Below are 14822 nucleotides of genomic sequence, written 5' to 3'. Positions count from 1 at the left end.
GGGCGGCGGCCGGTGCCTCGCGGGGCGCCGCCGTCTCCCCGGCGGGCAGCGGCAGGGCCTTGAGGGCGGCGAGCCCGGCCGCGTCCGCGGCGGCCCACAGGGCCAGCAGCTCCGGCGGCGCGTCGAGCACGAGGTCGACGCGGTCGCCGAGGCGCTCGGCCACGGTGTCCAGCAGCCGGCCGCGGGCGGCGGGCGCGAGGGCGTCGAAACCGCCGCGCAGCGCGGGCAGCCGGTCGAGGAACTCCTGGTCGGGGAGGTGCTCGACGCGCTCCAGCAGCGGGTCGAGGACGGCCGGGGCGGCCTGGAGCAGCGGTCCGGCGGCGGTGAGCAGTCCGCGGAGCCGGCGGGCGAGGGCGCGCCGGGTGTCGGGGGCGGTGGCGCCGTCGATCCAGCCGGCGGCGCGGCCGCCGAGCTCGGTGGCGGGATCCAGGTCCAGCAGGACCCGTACGGCCGCGGCGGCGCCCTGCATCAAGGGCGCGGCGGTGCCGGCCAGTTCACGCAGTGCGTCGTCCATGCGCAGCCCGGGCTGACCGGTGGCGGCGAGGGCCACGAGGGCGGCCGCGTCGGCGGGGTCGTCGCTGCCGGCGAGGCCGGGCAGGGAGCGTACGGCGGCGTCGGTCAGCTCGTCGGTGAGCGTGCGGGCGGCGGCGCGGGACGCGGGCGAGGTCCCGGGCAGGTGGCCCCGGCGCAGGGCCTCCAACAGGTCCAGCGCGTCGAGCAGTTCGGGCAGGGTCGCGGTCCGCGGCAGGTCGGTGGCCGCCTCGTGGAGCCGTACGTCGACCAGCTCGGGCAGATCGCACCGCGCGGCCGCGGCCAGCCCGGCCAGGACCTGCGCCGGGGTGGGCCCGCCGTCGGCGGCGGCGCGGCGCGCGGTTTCCCGCAGCGTCCCGGCGGCGGCCTGGGCGGCGGTGACGCCGCGCACTCCGGCGAGGTCCAGGCGGGCGGGGACGGCCGGGGTCCAGGACAGCCGCCACTTGGTCCCGAGGGCGGCGCCGTCGCCGGTGGCGGCGACGGTGAGCGGCTCGCCGTACGCGGCGCCGCAGACCAGCAGCCGCTGGAGCATGACCTCCCGGCGTCCGTCGAGCGCGGAGCGCAGCGGGTCGAGGCGGACCTCGCGCGGGGCCGGGTCCTCGGGGCGCGGGAGTCTGAGCTCCGCCAGCTCGGCCTCGACGCGGGGGCCGAGGCCGGAGCGGGGGGCACGGGGACTGATCCGGCCCCGGCCGGTGCCGATCAGTACGGCCTCCAGCGCGCGGGCCAGCGCCCGACCCCGGCCGAGGGGTTCGCCCTGGCCGAGGACGGAGGTGACGGCTTCGAGCAGTTCCCCGCGTCCGGGCGCGGGCAGCCCGCGCAGCGCGGCCAGGTCCCCGGCCACGCGCAAGGTCTCGGCGGCCTCGCCGGTGCCGGCGGTGTGCCCGGCGCGGCGCAGCTCGCGGCAGATGCCGGTGACGGCGACGGAGGCCGCGCGGCGCACCCGCTCCGGTTCGCCGGCGGCTTGCAGGACGGCCTGCTGCCACAGGGGGTCCCGGATGCCGGCGGGGTAGCCGGAGCGGGAGTCGAGCAGTTCGAAGGAGTACGGCACGAGCGAGGTGACCGCGGCGGTGCCGGGCTCGGCGCCGGCCCCGAGGTCCACCCGCTGGGGGGCCGGGGCGTGGACGGCACCGACGACCGCCGGGGCCCGGTGCCCGGCGGTCGCCACGGGCTCTTCTGCGCGCCCGGGGTCCACCGCTCGGAGGGCCGGGGCGTGGAAGGCGCCCACGACCGCCGCGACCCGGTGCCCGGCGGCCACGGCGGCGCCGATGACCTGGCGCATGCGGGCCTCGCGGGCCAGGTCGCTCGCGGCCACCTCGGCGTCCGCCCGCAGTCCCCATCCGACCCCCAGCGCCGCCCGCCGGACGGCCTCGGGGGCGCAGCCCGGCGCCAGCACCTCGACCATGCGGTCCCACAGGTCATCTCCGTCGCGCCCGCTGCCGGCGCCGCTGAGCGCGTCGGCGAACCCCACCGGTCCGCTCGCGGTGTGGGCGCCGGCGCCCCGACCGGAGCCCGGTCCGGTGCGGGCGCCCGGAACCGACTCCCGGGCCGCCGGCAAAACCGACTCCGGGTCAGGCTCCAGGTCAGGCTCCCCGGAGACGGCCGACCAGCCCGGGTCGGTCAACGGGAGGTCGCAGCACAGGACCGTGGCGCCGTGCGCGCGGGCCCAGCGGACGGCGGCCAGCTCCGGGGAGAAGTCCGCGAAGGGGTAGAACGCCAGACGGCCGTCCCGCCCGGTACCGGCCAGCGCCACCGGCGCCACGGTCTCGGGGTCCGCCAAGTGCTCCAGCCACGGCTGGAAGTCGGCCGGCAGCTCCACGCACACCACGTCCGCGCCGGAGGCGTCCAGCAGGGCCGGAACCACCGCCGCCAGCGCCGGGCTGTGATGGCGTACGCCCAGCAGGTAGGGCTCGCGGCACGCGGCCAGCGCGTCCACCGCCTCGACCGGGCCGCCTTCTCCCACCGTGGGCGTGCCGGGGCCCTCGGCCCGCGCGGGACGCGTCACCGCAGGCTCCCGCGCAGGTCCCACAGGCGGCGCCACATCGGGGAGCCGTCCTGCGCACGGCGGCGGACCGGGCCGTCCCAGTAGCCCAGCAGGCGGGCGTGGTCGGCCGGGTCGTCCTTGCGGACCACGCCGAGCAGGTGGCCCGGGAGCAGGTCCAGGACGTCCCCGCCCGGCAGGTACGCGGCGGACACCCCCAGCGAGGCCGCCACCTGCACCGCTTCGGCGGTCGACATGACGGTGCCGGGGCGCTCGACGTCCCACCCCTCGGCGCTGCGCCCGGAGCGGAGGTCCCGGAAGACGGTGACGAGCGCGTCGAGCACGGCGTCGTCGACGCCGAAGGCGGCCCCGGCCCGCTGGACGGCGGCGACCGCCTGCCGGCGGATCAGGTCGGCCTCCGCGTCCGCGTCGGCGATCGGGGCGACCGTCTCGAAGTTGAAGCGGCGCTTGAGCGCGGCGGACATCTCCGAGACGCCCCGGTCCCGCAGGTTTGCGGTGGCGATGACCGTGAAACCGGGGGCCGCGCAGACCATCGCGTCCTCGGTGGCGGTGAGTTCGGGCACGCTGACCCGCCGGTCGGACAGGATCGACACGAGCGCGTCCTGCACCTCGGGCAGGCAGCGGGTGATCTCCTCGACCCGAGCCACCCGGCCCGTCCGCATCGCCGACAGCACCGGGGAGTCCACCAGCGCCTGGGAGGTGGGACCTTGTGCCAGCAGCAGCGCGTAGTTCCAGCCGTAGCGGAAGGCGTCCTCCGTGGTTCCGGCGGTGCCCTGCACGGTCAGCGCGCTGGTCCCGCAGACGGCGGCCGCGAGCAGTTCGGAGAGCATCGACTTGGCGGTGCCGGGCTCGCCGGTGAGCAGCAGGCCGCGCTCTCCGGCGAGGGTGACCACGCAGCGCTCGACCAGCGCGCGTTCGCCGACGAACTTGGGGGCGACGGCCAGCTTGCCCGGCAGGCCGGCGCGCCGCTTCGGGAGGGCGAGTTCGACGCCGTCGCTGCCGCAGACGAAGGTGACGACGGCGCGCGGGGTCAGGGCCCAGCCGGGCGGCCGCGGCCCGGTGTCCTGGGCGGCGAGGAAGGCCAGTTCGGCGGCGTACCGCTCCTCGGCGGGCAGCACCTGCCGCCCGGTCGGGGTGTTGGTGTCGGCTTCTGTCACGGTCATGATTCGGGATTCCTCGGTGCGCGAACGGGAGAGGGGAGCAGGGCGGGCATCAGCGGCGTCGGGCCCGGGGGCGGGTGCGCTTGACCTTGAGTTCCTCGAAGCGCGGTACGTCGCCCTCGAGGACCCGCTGCCAGGCCCGGCGGTAGAGGTCCGCGGCCGGCTCGCCGGGTACCAGGAGGCCCGCGTGCCGGTCGTACATCGGGAGCTTCCACTGCTCGACCGGCAGCGTCGGGGAGGTCATCTCGGTCCAGGCGCCGGGCAGGAAGAGCGAGCGCCCGGCCCGGGTGCGGTCGGCGGTCACCACCAGGTCGGTGGCGGCCAGTTCGGCGCGGGCCGCCTTCAGCCGGGCCGGCTTCCAGCCCGTCCAGCGGGCCGTGTTGCGGTCGGTGGGGTCGGGCATGGCGAGCAGCGCCAGGTACAGCGCCGCCGCGTCGGCGCCCAGGCCGTGGGCCGCGGACACCTCCGCCACCAGCTCCGGCACCGAGCGGCTCGGGTCCTGCGGCCACCAGGTGCCGTCGGCGTCGGCCGCGCCGGCCGCCGGGGCGCCGGGGTCGGCCAGCAGGGCCGCGAAGCGCGGGTCGTGCACGACCCGCAGCGCCGTCTCCACGGCCGAGGGCTGCTGGTCGGCCCCGCGCAGGACCGCCAGGTAGGGGTCGCAGCCGGTGGAGTCGAGCAGTGCGGTCCGCAGCGCGGGCTTGGGCTGGTCGTCGTGCGTGGCCATGACCACCGCGCCGTACCGCTCGTATCCCTCGCCGGTCTCGGTGGGCGTGCCCGCCGCCTTGCGGAAGTCGGACAGGCTGGTGAAGTGCCCGACGCCGAGCAGCAGTTCGGGCGATGCGAGCCGCTGCCGCACGGCCGTCAGCGCCGGCGGCAGGGCCGCTCGTACGGGGTGGCCCGCGGGCAGCCGGTGGGCCAGCCAGGCCGTCGTGGCGACGGCGCCGGTCAGTACGTGCGCGACGAACGGATCGGTGGCGGGCTCGCGGGGCTCCACGTGGTCGCCCTTGACGGTCCACGCCACGTCCACGGAGAGCTCCGGGGCGGACGCCGGGTCCAGCAGCGCGGGCAGCGCCTTGTGCGCGGCCCAGCCGCTGCGGACGGCCCGGGCGGCCTCGGTGCGCAGCCAGTCGGGTACGGGGGTACGCCGGCCCACGCGCCGGTTCCACACCTCGGCGGCGGCCGCCACGTCCGGGCCGTCCTCCCACAGCCGCGCCGGGTCGGCGGGGAGCAGGGCGGCGACCAGCTCGCGCCGTGCCTCACCGTTCAGGTTCCGCAGTTCGTCGCGGGCGCATGCGGCGTCGGGGGCCTTGACGCCGAGGGCGGTCCGCAGCTCGGCGGACAGGAAGTTGCCCCGGTAGCTGTCGATCTGTGGGAGTCCGGCGACGACGAGCCGCGCCAGGGCGCCGAAGACTCCGGTAAGACGGGCGAACTCCTCGGCGGCTTCGGGCAGGAAGGGCGCCGGCCCCCGCCGGGCGGCCTCGCGCAGGAAGGCGGTCAGCCAGCCGGCGGCGCGTCGGCGGTCGCCGAGCGGGGCGTCGCCGCGCACGGTGTAGGGCCCGGGGACGGCGAACCGGCCGGCGGGGTCGTACAGCAGTGCGCCGAACTCGTGTCCGTCGGCGACGGATTCGCAGTGCTCGGTCGGGGCCAGCGCGGCTCCTGCGCCGAGCGGGAGGACCGCCCGGTGGTGCAGGGATCGGTCGACTCCGTCGGGGCCGCGCAGCAGGCGCTGGTCGAGGTGGACCAGGACCCGGCGCCAGTTGCCCGCGGATCCTTCGGCCGATGCCAGGCCCAGTGCGTCGATCTCGGCGAGGAAGGTGAGCAGCGCGGCTCGCTGTTCACCGTCGGCGGCGGGGGCGACGGCGCGGTAGGCGACGGCCGCGGGCTGGTCGAGCAGCGGGGTGAACGGCAGCCCGGAGTAGGGGAGGGCGGGCACGTCGAAGTGGAGCCGGCCGGGAATGGCCACGGCGTCGGTGTCGCGGCCCGCGGCGCCGAGGGCGCGCAGGTAGCGGTAGGCGGCGTCGGTCCGGGTGCCCCAGCAGCCGCGGTCGGTCAGGCCGTGCAGGGCCTGGTCGATCAGGTGGTCGGTGGGGCCTTCCTCGTGGTCCGCAGCGCCGTCGGCACCGGGGTTCAGCCGGGCCGCGACGGCGTCCAGGGCCTTCTGCTGGACGAGGGTGAAGGCGAGCACCTCGACGATGCCGCCGGTCATCTTCGGGTCGGTGACCCGGGGCAGCGCCGCAGTCACCAGGCCGGGCAGGTCGGCGGACTTCTCGGCCGCGGCGGCCGCCTTGAGCAGCGCGGCGACGGTCTCGCGGTCGGCCGCGCGCAGCGCCGCCGAGCCCTCGGGGTCGCGCGGGCGCAGTGCGTACCAGAAGGCGAGCGGCGGGAGGTCGATGCTGCCGGTGGAGAAGCCGGGGTTGCGGTGGTCGCTGCGCGACTGGGCGGTGAGCACCCCGTCCGGGTCGGTGACGCCCAGTGCGCGCCAGCGGTGGGTGAGGGCGCGCGGGCGGTCGTCGCCGGGGAACGTGAGCGCGGCGACGGGCATGTCGAGGCCCTCGGGCACGGTGACGGCGCGGCCGCCGAGGTCGGAGCCGTGCCAGCCCTGGCCGGGCAGGCGTACGGCGCGCCAGCCGAGCAGTCCGTCCACGGGGGCGCCGAGCACCGAGGCCTCGACGGCCGGCGCCGGGCGCAGCCAGCAGCTACGGCCGGCCAGGACTGCGGTGTCCGGGTGGCCGCGCAGGGCGTCGGCGAGGAAGCCGGGGCAGGAGCGGCGGCCGTAGAGCGCGTCGGCCGCGCCGTCGGCGGGGTCACCCGCGGCGCCGCCGGCCGTGCCGCTCACCGGGCCGCCGGCGGGGGCGTATTCGCGCCAGCCGCTGTCGCGGTGCTCGGCGGACCGGTCGCGGTGCTCCCACACCCAGTACGAGGTCCCGTCGGACAGCAGCGGCCGCTCGTCGGGGAGCCTGGTGTCTCCGCGGTGCAGGACGCCCGCGCCGGTGGTGCGGCCGCCGCCGGGCAGCGGCAGGGTGATGTGGTCGGAGCGCATCGCCCAGCGGTTGGCGGTGTCCAGGGTGAACACGGAGGCGGGCGCGGTGTGCCAGTACCCGTGGGTCTCGCCGGTGCGCCAGGAGGTCCAGAAGACGAGCAGCTCGCCGTCCACGTAGTGGAACCCGAACCGGTCGCGGTCGGAGGAGCCCGGCGGGAAGCGCAGGTCGTGGGTGAGCACGGTGGACTCGGCGTCGATGACCCGGACCTGGGTGCTGTTGGCCACGACGAGGTGGGGCCAGGCCTCGACCACGGTCAGGGACCGCGGCCCCTGGACCGGGGCCAGTTCGGCGAGGGCGCTCTCCCACGCGGGCCAGGCCAGCTCTTCGAACAGGCCGCCGCGCAGGGTGCGGGAGAGGGTTTCGGCGAGGTCGGCGGCGGCCGCCTCGGCCACCTCCTCCGGGGCGAGTGCCAGCGCCTCGACCGGGAGCCAGGTCAGCCGTCGGATGGCGTCGGGCAGGCCGGGCAGGCCGGCGGCGGTGGAGGCGCGCGCGACCTTGCGCATCCACGCGGCGAGCAGCGGGCGGCCGCCGGGCGAGGCGGCGGCGCGCTGGATGACGTCGGTGCCGGCGGCGGCGTCGCCGAAGGAGTTCAGGGCGCGTTCGAAGGCGGGGTGGAAGCGCTCGTCGGCGGCGATGGCGAGCAGGTCGCGGCGCTGGTCGGCGCGGGCCCAGTCGCTCAGGTTCAGCCGGTCGTGGTGGTGCGCCCGGTCCTGCGGGTCGGGGTCGGCGACGGGGAGTTGCAGGGTGAGGAGCAGGTCGAGCAGGTCGGCGTCCTCGACGCCGATCCGCAGGCCCGCTTCGCGGCCGGGCCGCGCCAGTTCGGCGCGCAGCCGCTCGGCGCAGCGGGTGACGAGGTCGAGCAGGGCCGGGGGTGTGGGGCGCGGGCCCCAGCCGGCGTGCCGGGCGGCGTGGAAGCGTTCCAGCCAGCCGGCTGCGCCGTCGGCGCAGCGCTCCTCGGCGGGCAGGTCGCAGCTGATCAGTCCGGCGGTGGCGCCGGACTCCTCGAGGACGTCCAGCCAAAGGCCGGTGAGCTGGACGCTGTCCCCGCCGCCGGGCGGGGTGAGGCCGAGCAGGGTTCCGCGCACGGCCGCACGGCCCCGGGCCAGTGCGACGAGCGCGGCGCGGTGGGCCTTCCACCAGCCGAGCGCGGCGCGCAGGGTGGCGGGCAGGGGCAGCAGTTCGGCGAGGTACTCCTGCTCGGGGCCGGTGCCGGTCAGGCCCGCGGCGCGGGCGAGGCGGCGCAGTTCGACGGCGGCCTGCGCGGAGGGCGGCAGTCCGCCCGCGGTGCGCCGGACGCACAGGCGGCGGAACCGCTCGTGGGCCTCGGCGGGGCTGACGCGGCCGGCCAGGTCCTTGGCGTAGCCGGTGAGCACCTTGACCGGGAGGGCGCCGGCCAGCGCGAATTCGAGGAAGACGGCGTCGAGGCGGTCCTCGTCGACGGTCAGGCCGTGCTGGGCCTCGCTGCTGCGGGCGCGGCCGAACAGCTGGGCCGCGTAGGTGGTGTTCTCGACGGCGAGGAAGGTGCGGGCGGCCTGCTCGTAGAAGACGGGCAGGAAGTGCGGGACGGACGCGGCGAGCCGGCCGGCGAGTTCGTGGCAGGCGTCGAGGGCGGCCTTGGGCTTGGTCTTGGCCTGGGAGGCGGCCCGGTCGAGCTCGGGGACCACGGCGAGGGCGTGGTGACCGTCCTCGGGGTGGTGCACGAGGACCCACTCGGGGAAGCCGAGCGCCTGGCGCTGGCCGAGGCCGACGACGGGCGCCTCGCCCGGGTCGGGTACGAGGCCCAGGAAGCCGGCGGCGAGGTCCTCGGCCGGGCCGAGCTCGGCCGGGGTGAGGCGGACGACGACGCGGTCCTCGCCGAGGGCGGGGTGCCGGTAGGCGCGGGCGGTCAGGTCCACGGCGCCCGGTCCGGCGTCGGGGGTGTCCGACGGCAGCACGGCGCCGGCCTTGAGCAGCTGTTCGGCCCCGGTCTTCGCCCGGGCCGTCGTCACGGCAGTGGTGGTGGTGTTCATGCGTCCCCGCCCTCCTCGATCTTGCGCCCGGCGTACAGTGCCGCGGCCATCCGCATGCCCTCGGACCAGGCGACCGGCCCGACCTCTGCCAGGCGCACCGCCCGGCCGTCCTCGTCGTGCCAGCTCAGCGCGCCGGTCTCCTGCTCGTCCTCGTAGTACGGCTCGCCGATCCAGACGGCGGCCTCCGTGGCCCGGCCGGTGTCCCGGACCTTGCAGGTGGCGTATCCGCCGGAGACCCGGTAGCCCAGGCCGGTGGCCCGCGCGGCCAGGCTGAAGCGGGTCGGGAACACCCCGCCCGCGTAGTCGCGCACCTCGGTGGCCGCGGCGTCGAGCCCGGCCGGCTTCTGCCAGGTGGCGCGGTGGACCTGCTCGACGCGCTGCACGATGCCCAGCTCGGCCGCGAAGTCCCGTACGTCGTCCAGGTCGGGCAGCAGCACCGGGTGCGGCAGGGTCACCGTGCGCGGGGACAGCCGTACGGTCTCGCCGTCGAGGTTGACCACCTTCAGCTCGCCGGAGGCGGTGGCGTCCCGCAGGAAGCCCACCTCCTCCGGGTCCTCCCCCACCACGGCCAGGTCGCGCAGCGCGTTCTGCCAGGCCTCGTCGGGCCAGACCCGTGCCAGGAGCGCGGTCGGCACGGGCAGCGAGGACACCATCCAGGTGTCCACCTGGGCCGCGCAGGCCTCCGCGTGCCGGTCGAGCCACTCGGCGAGCCGGCGCAGCCGGTCCACCTCCGGGTGGTCGCGCATTGCCTTGGGCAGGGTCTTCAACTGACGCCCCGCCGCCCGGCCGGTCGCGGACCGCGCCGCCACCCGTCCCTCCACCAGGGCAATTTCATACCCCTCGCCCGCCGCCAGCCATGCCATCAGCCCGTGCCCCTCCAGCCGCTCTCGCGCAGCCCTGACAGGGGTGGCGAAAGCCCCCCTGAACTGCGGTATGCCGGGAGACTAGCGAGGGCCACTGACAACGCCCGCCCGAGGGTGGGCCGAAGGGCCGACAGGGGGGCGCCGTGGGTGGGACGCCCTGGTTTGGGTAGTCTGTCCCCGACAGTGTGCGCAGCCGGTGCGGGGTGGGGTAATGGGACGTCAGACGCGAGTGCCGGGTGTGGTTCTGGCGGCTTCACTTGTGCTGGTGGTGGCCGGCTGCTCCGGTGGCGCCGTGCCGGGCGACGACGGGAAGGCGACCCCGCGGGCGTCGAAGTCGGCGAGCCGTCCCGCCTCCCCGCCCGCCGACGACGGCAAGCCCGCCGCCGGGGAGGTCCTGCCCGGCATGGTCAGCGCGGCCGTGGCCCGGAGCCAGCTGGCGGCGCTGAAGGTGGCCGCGCCGGGCACGATGGCCGGTTACAGCCGCGCCAAGTTCACGCACTGGGCCGAGCAGGGCAACAAGTGCGACACCCGGGAGGTCGTCCTCCAGCGCGACGGCGCCGACGTCGTCCGCGACGCGGAGTGCCGGCTGGTGTCCGGCAAGTGGACGAGCCTGTACGACGCGGTGGTGGTCACCGAGGCCTCGAAGGTGGACATCGACCACATGGTGCCGCTCGCCGAGGGATGGCGCTCCGGCGCGGCCGGCTGGGACGCCGCCAAGCGCAAGGCCTTCGCGAACGACCTGACCCACCCTCAGCTGCTGGCGGTCAGCGCGTCCTCGAACCGCTCGAAGGGCGACCAGAGCCCCGACCTGTGGCAGCCCCCGTCCAAGGCGTCCTGGTGCCAGTACGGCAGGGCCTGGACCACGGTCAAGTCCACCTACGGGCTGACCGTGACCGAACCCGAGAAGAAGATGCTGGGCACCATGCTGGACACCTGCGCGCCGTAGGGCGACCGCCGGGCTCGGCTCAGGCCTCGTACTCGGTCAGGTCGATGCCGTGGACGTTCAGCAGGGAGCCGAACTCCGGGTGGGCGGTGTCCTTCTCCGCCACCATGCCCAGCTTGCGGATCACGTTCTCGGACTCGTCGTTGCCCGCCCGGTTCACGGCGACGACCCGGTCCAGGCCGCGGTCCTGCAACGCGAACTCCAAGGTCGCGTGCGCGGCTTCGGAGGCGTAGCCCTGACCCCAGAAGGAGCGGCCGAGCCGCCAGCTGATCTCCACCGCGGGAAGCACCTCCGGCAGCCACTCGGGCACCGAGAGTCCGACGGCGCCGATCAGCTCCCCCGAGGCCAGCAGCTCGACGGCGAAGAGGCCGAAGCCCTCGTCGTCCCACTCGTCCTCCCAGCGCTCGATCTGCTCGGCGGTCTGGTCCAGGTCGAGGGTGGAGCCGTCGCCGATCCAGCGCATCACCTCCGGGTCGGCGTTGATCTCCGACAGGGGGACCAGGTCGTCGTCGGTCCAGCGGCGCAGGAGCAGGCGGGGGGTGCGGATCTCGGTCATGCCCCACATCCTGCCCAAAGCAGCCGGTCAAACGGTAATCGGCCATTGCGGCCGTGTTGCAGATTCGTGGCCATCGCGGTGGGAAGGTTCCCGCGGCCCGGCCGTAGCTCCTACGGTCCACCGGGAACCTCGACCAAGGAGAGCCCGCCATGCCCCTCGACCCGAACGCCGAGAGCCGGTACGACCGCACGCGCCTGCGGCAGTGGGCCCGCGGCCGCGCCCGCTCCGCCGGGGTGGAGCGCCGTGACCTGCTCAAGCTCTTCGCGGCGGGAGCGGTGGCCGCCGGGCCGCTCGGGCTGGCCGCGGGCGGGACGGCCACCGCGGCCGGCACCGCCGCTGCCGCTGCCGCCGCGTCGGGCGCCGCCCCGCAGCCCGGGATCCTCAAACCGATCCCGCCGGAGCTTTTCACCGTACGGGGCACCAACGCCGAGACGAACTTCGCCGCCCTGCGCGGTACCGGGCAGCTCACCCCCGTCGACCGGTTCTTCGTACGGAACCACACCGCCACCCCGCGCATCGACGCCGACGGCTGGCGCCTGAAGATCTGGGGCAGCGGCCTGGCGGGCGGCCCGGTGGAGTTCACGTACGACCGGCTGCGCTGCCTCCCGGCCGTCGAGCGGACCCTGTTCATCGAGTGCGCGGGCAACGGCCGCAGCTTCTACACCACCCAGCAGGGCCAGCAGGTCAGCGGCACCGCGTGGACGCTCGGCGCGATCGGCGTCGCCCGCTGGCGCGGGGCCCGGCTGTCGGACGTGCTGCGCCTCGCGGGGGTGACACGCCGCGCCGTGGACGTTCTGCCGCGCGGGCTGGACGCCGAGGTGCTCTCGAACGGGGTGAACCTGGGACGGGTACGGCGACCGCTGCCGGTCTCCAAGGCGCTGGACGACGTACTGCTCGCGTACGAGATGAACGGCGAGCCGCTGCCGCCCGACCACGGGGCTCCGGTGCGGGTCGTGGCACCGGACTGGATCGGGATCTCCTCGATCAAGTGGGTCGGGGACATCGAGGTGAGCGACGAGCCGCTGTACTCGCCGTGGAACACCGACCTGTACCGGCTGTTCGGCCCCGACCAGCCGGCCGGCGGCAGCGCCCCGCTCACCCGGCAGACCCTCAAGAGCGCTTTCGAGCTGGAGCTGGGCGCCACCGTGCCGGTGCAGCGCACGCGGCTGCTGACCGGCCGGTCCTGGTCGGCCGCGGCGCCGGTGCACCGGGTGGAGGTCAGCACGGACGGCGGCGCCCGCTGGCAGCGGGCCCGGCTCCACGACGCCCCGCGGCGGGGCGGCTGGGTGCGCTGGTCGCTCCCCTGGACCCCGCGGGCCACGGGAGCGACCGCCCTGCTGGCCCGGGCCACGGACGCCACGGGGCGTACGCAGCCCGAGACGGCCGCCTACAACACGCAGGGGTACCTCTTCGACGCGGTCGTACGCCACCCCGTGCTGGTGGTCTGAGGGCGCGGGCCGTACGGGCAGGCGGCCAGACGGCCTCACGGTGTGTGGAAGCGGACCTCCGGCGCGTCGGCGGCCGGGCCGTCCAGAACGGGCTGGGCCCGCCCCTTGAGGTGCTGGTCGAAGAAGGCGCCGACGTAGCGCCGGGTCAGCTCGACGGAGCGCGCGCCGGGCAGCGGTGCGTCGGGGTCGGGGAGCCCCAGCTGGTCGGCGATGGCGGGGAAGTCGGTGAAGGTGAAGTGCGCGGATCCGGCGAAGGTGATCCAGCGCTTCCAGCCGTCGAGGCGGGGCCAGGTCCGGTCCCAGCTCTCGAGGGCCCCCGGGCTGTTCTGCTGTGCGCCGAGCAGCATGAAGGGGCGCCCGCCGACACCCGTGGGCAGGGGGGTGGCGAGTCCGCCGTCCATGTCGATCCCGGCCCGGATCCTGGGGTCGGCGGCCATCGCGGCGAGCGACGAGGCACCGCCGATCGAGTGGCCGGCCATGGCGATGCGGCTGCGGTCGACGAGGTCGGCGTGGCGCCATGCCGACTGGCGTCCCGTGAGGCGGTCCAGCAGGAAGGACACGTCGCGGGCCCGGACCTCGGTGACGGCCCGGACGCCGTCCTCCCCGTCGACCTGCGCGCAGGCCAGGCACTCCAGCACGCGGCCGCCGGGGAAGGCGGTCGCGGCGCTCTCGTACGCGTGGTCGACCGCGGCGACGACGTAGCCGCGCGAGGCCAGGTCCTCGGCCAGCGAGGTGAGGGTGGCACGCGGGACGGTGAAACCGGGGGACAGGACGATCAGCGGGTAGCGGCCGGCCACGGGGCGGGCGCCGGACCGGGAGTGGGTCTTCGTGCCGGCCAGGGTCTCGGCCGGGATCGCCTGGTCCAGCTCCCGGTCGATCAGCAGCAGCCGGGCCTCCTCCGTGGTGAGGTAGCGCACGGGCCCGCCGGTGCCGGAGCGGGCCGGGTAGCGCATGGTCACCATCAGCTCACGCGGGCCGGTGTGCGCCCAGGGATCGGTCCGGCTGTGGTCCACCAGGTGCAGGGTCTCCTGGCCGACGGCGAACCGTCCGGTGGGGAGCGGGAGTTCCACCGCGCTCCGGTGGGCATCGGAGGCCGCGGCCACGGACAGGGGCTCGGACGCCGCGGACACGCCCGCGGTGGCCAGCGGAAACAGGAGGGCAAGGAGAGCTGCGGACACGGCAGTTCGGCGTGTGGTCATGACACCGAACCTAGGCGGCCCGACCTGGCGGATCGTCAACTCGCAGGCGGACGACGCCTGCGACCGTGGTCGCTCTCCGCCTCATCCTGAAGTCTGAGGGACGGTGATGGCGTCGAGCTTCTCGCGCAGGTAGCGGTGGGAGTCGACCGGGGCGTGCACGACCCTGCCGACCGGGGCCGGGAGCGATTCCACCCGGGTGTGGGGGTCGCACTCGTAGAAGTAGACCAGCGAGATCAGCTCCTCGGCCGGTGCGTCGGACGGCGGCGGCAGGACCCGGTGGCGGCCGGCCCGCCAGCGGTCACCCGTCCAGCGGGCCATCAGGTCGCCGATGTTCACGGTGAGCGCGGCCGGATCGTACGGGGCGTCCTGCCAGCCGTCCGAGTCGGTGTGGATCTGGAGCCCGCCCGCGCCCCGCTGGCGGTCGAGGACGGTGACGGCGCCGAAGTCGGTGTGCGCACCGATGCGGAACTGTCCGGGAAGGGCCTCTCCGACGACCTCGGTTCCGGGGTACCAGTTGAGGTTGAAACCCCAGGTGGGGTGTCCCGTGTGCCGGGTGAAGTGGTCCGTCTCCAGGCCCAGGGCGGCGGCCAGCAGCTCCAGCAGCTCGTCGCTGAGCGCCCGCATCGCGGCCAGGTACTCCTCCACCAGGGGCCGCAGCCCGGGCGCCTCCCGCGGCCAGGTGTTCGGGCGGAACCATTCGGTGTCCACCGCGGGGTTGCCCGTCGGGTCGTCCGCCGCGAAGGACCACGACTCCTTGAGGTCGGGCGGGGACGCGGCGCCCTCCGCGTAGCTGTTGGCCTCGGCGCCCGGGCCGAGCCAGCCGCGCCCGCCGACCGTGACGGCGTACGGCTCCTTCGCGGCGGCGGGCAGCCGGAAGAAGGTGCGGGCCGTCTCCCGGATCCGGTCGGGCAGCGAGGGATCCACGCCGTGGCCGGACACCAGCAGGAAGCCGGCTCTCCGCAGGGCCTCGTCGACGCGCGCCCCGATCCGGGCCCGCTCCCGGGGGCCGCCGGTCCGCCAGGGTCCGAGATCGATCACGGGGACTGGGGAGCTCACCATGAACACCTGCTTTC

General features: G+C 76.1%; 9 protein-coding genes. 2 read left to right on the top strand and 7 right to left on the bottom strand.

What is annotated here, in order from left to right; all coding sequences use genetic code 11:
* The 4 genes from ACFWBF_RS03200 to ACFWBF_RS03185 all read right to left on the bottom strand — a co-directional run.
* Positions 1 to 2533: DUF5682 family protein (locus tag ACFWBF_RS03200; RefSeq protein WP_385594319.1), on the bottom strand; the 2533-nt coding region annotated here is incomplete at its 3' end.
* Positions 2530 to 3693 (bottom strand): AAA family ATPase, encoded by a 1164-nt coding sequence (locus tag ACFWBF_RS03195; RefSeq protein WP_385594316.1) that lies wholly within the window; start codon positions 3691 to 3693, stop codon positions 2530 to 2532. The genes ACFWBF_RS03195 and ACFWBF_RS03200, both read right to left, overlap by 4 nt.
* A gap of 49 nt (positions 3694 to 3742) precedes the next feature.
* Positions 3743 to 8740, bottom strand: coding sequence for a DNA-binding protein (locus ACFWBF_RS03190; protein ID WP_385594314.1), 4998 nt, complete (start codon positions 8738 to 8740; stop codon positions 3743 to 3745).
* On the bottom strand, positions 8737 to 9603 hold the full coding sequence (locus tag ACFWBF_RS03185) for a DUF4132 domain-containing protein (protein WP_385594311.1): 867 nt from the start codon (positions 9601 to 9603) through the stop codon (positions 8737 to 8739). Before ACFWBF_RS03185 ends, ACFWBF_RS03190 begins: the two co-directional genes overlap by 4 nt.
* 211 nt (positions 9604 to 9814) lie before the next feature.
* Here ACFWBF_RS03185 and ACFWBF_RS03180 point away from each other — a divergent pair, with 211 nt between their 5' ends.
* Entirely contained in the window at positions 9815 to 10549 is a 735-nt protein-coding gene (locus ACFWBF_RS03180; protein ID WP_385594308.1) for an HNH endonuclease family protein, read from the top strand.
* A 19-nt stretch (positions 10550 to 10568) separates the two neighbouring features.
* On the opposite strand, the gene ACFWBF_RS03175 is transcribed toward ACFWBF_RS03180, so the two are convergent.
* Positions 10569 to 11102: a GNAT family N-acetyltransferase gene (locus ACFWBF_RS03175; protein ID WP_385594305.1), complete on the bottom strand. Its 534-nt coding sequence runs from the start codon at positions 11100 to 11102 to the stop codon at positions 10569 to 10571.
* 149 nt (positions 11103 to 11251) lie between these two features.
* Between ACFWBF_RS03175 and ACFWBF_RS03170 the strand changes: the two genes are divergently transcribed.
* Positions 11252 to 12550, top strand: coding sequence for a sulfite oxidase (locus tag ACFWBF_RS03170; RefSeq protein ID WP_385594302.1), 1299 nt, complete (start codon positions 11252 to 11254; stop codon positions 12548 to 12550).
* Positions 12551 to 12585: 35 nt separating this feature from the next.
* Here the strand turns inward: ACFWBF_RS03170 and ACFWBF_RS03165 are convergent, their stop codons facing one another.
* Positions 12586 to 13749: an alpha/beta hydrolase family protein gene (locus ACFWBF_RS03165; protein WP_385594299.1), complete on the bottom strand. Its 1164-nt coding sequence runs from the start codon at positions 13747 to 13749 to the stop codon at positions 12586 to 12588.
* Positions 13750 to 13830: 81 nt separating this feature from the next.
* On the bottom strand, positions 13831 to 14808 hold the full coding sequence (locus ACFWBF_RS03160) for an isopenicillin N synthase family dioxygenase (protein ID WP_385594296.1): 978 nt from the start codon (positions 14806 to 14808) through the stop codon (positions 13831 to 13833).
* Between the last annotated feature and the right edge of the window lie 14 nt (positions 14809 to 14822).

The organism is Streptomyces sp. NPDC060028 (genome assembly GCF_042736725.1).
Lineage (GTDB): Bacteria > Actinomycetota > Actinomycetes > Streptomycetales > Streptomycetaceae > Streptomyces.
The sequence above is the reverse complement of the archived record's forward strand: the minus strand, read 5'-3'. Positions and strand labels throughout refer to the sequence as shown.

Excerpts from the sequence above, each read along its gene's own strand:
- ACFWBF_RS03165 (WP_385594299.1), bottom strand. The coding sequence starts at position 13,749 with ATGACCACACGCCGAACTGCCGTGTCCGCAGCTCTCCTTGCCCTCCTG.
- ACFWBF_RS03195 (WP_385594316.1), bottom strand. The coding sequence starts at position 3,693 with ATGACCGTGACAGAAGCCGACACCAACACCCCGACCGGGCGGCAGGTG.
- ACFWBF_RS03170 (WP_385594302.1), top strand. The coding sequence starts at position 11,252 with ATGCCCCTCGACCCGAACGCCGAGAGCCGGTACGACCGCACGCGCCTG.
- ACFWBF_RS03190 (WP_385594314.1), bottom strand. The coding sequence starts at position 8,740 with ATGAACACCACCACCACTGCCGTGACGACGGCCCGGGCGAAGACCGGG.
- ACFWBF_RS03175 (WP_385594305.1), bottom strand. The coding sequence starts at position 11,102 with ATGACCGAGATCCGCACCCCCCGCCTGCTCCTGCGCCGCTGGACCGAC.
- ACFWBF_RS03160 (WP_385594296.1), bottom strand. The coding sequence starts at position 14,808 with ATGGTGAGCTCCCCAGTCCCCGTGATCGATCTCGGACCCTGGCGGACC.
- ACFWBF_RS03180 (WP_385594308.1), top strand. The coding sequence starts at position 9,815 with ATGGGACGTCAGACGCGAGTGCCGGGTGTGGTTCTGGCGGCTTCACTT.
- ACFWBF_RS03185 (WP_385594311.1), bottom strand. The coding sequence starts at position 9,603 with ATGGCATGGCTGGCGGCGGGCGAGGGGTATGAAATTGCCCTGGTGGAG.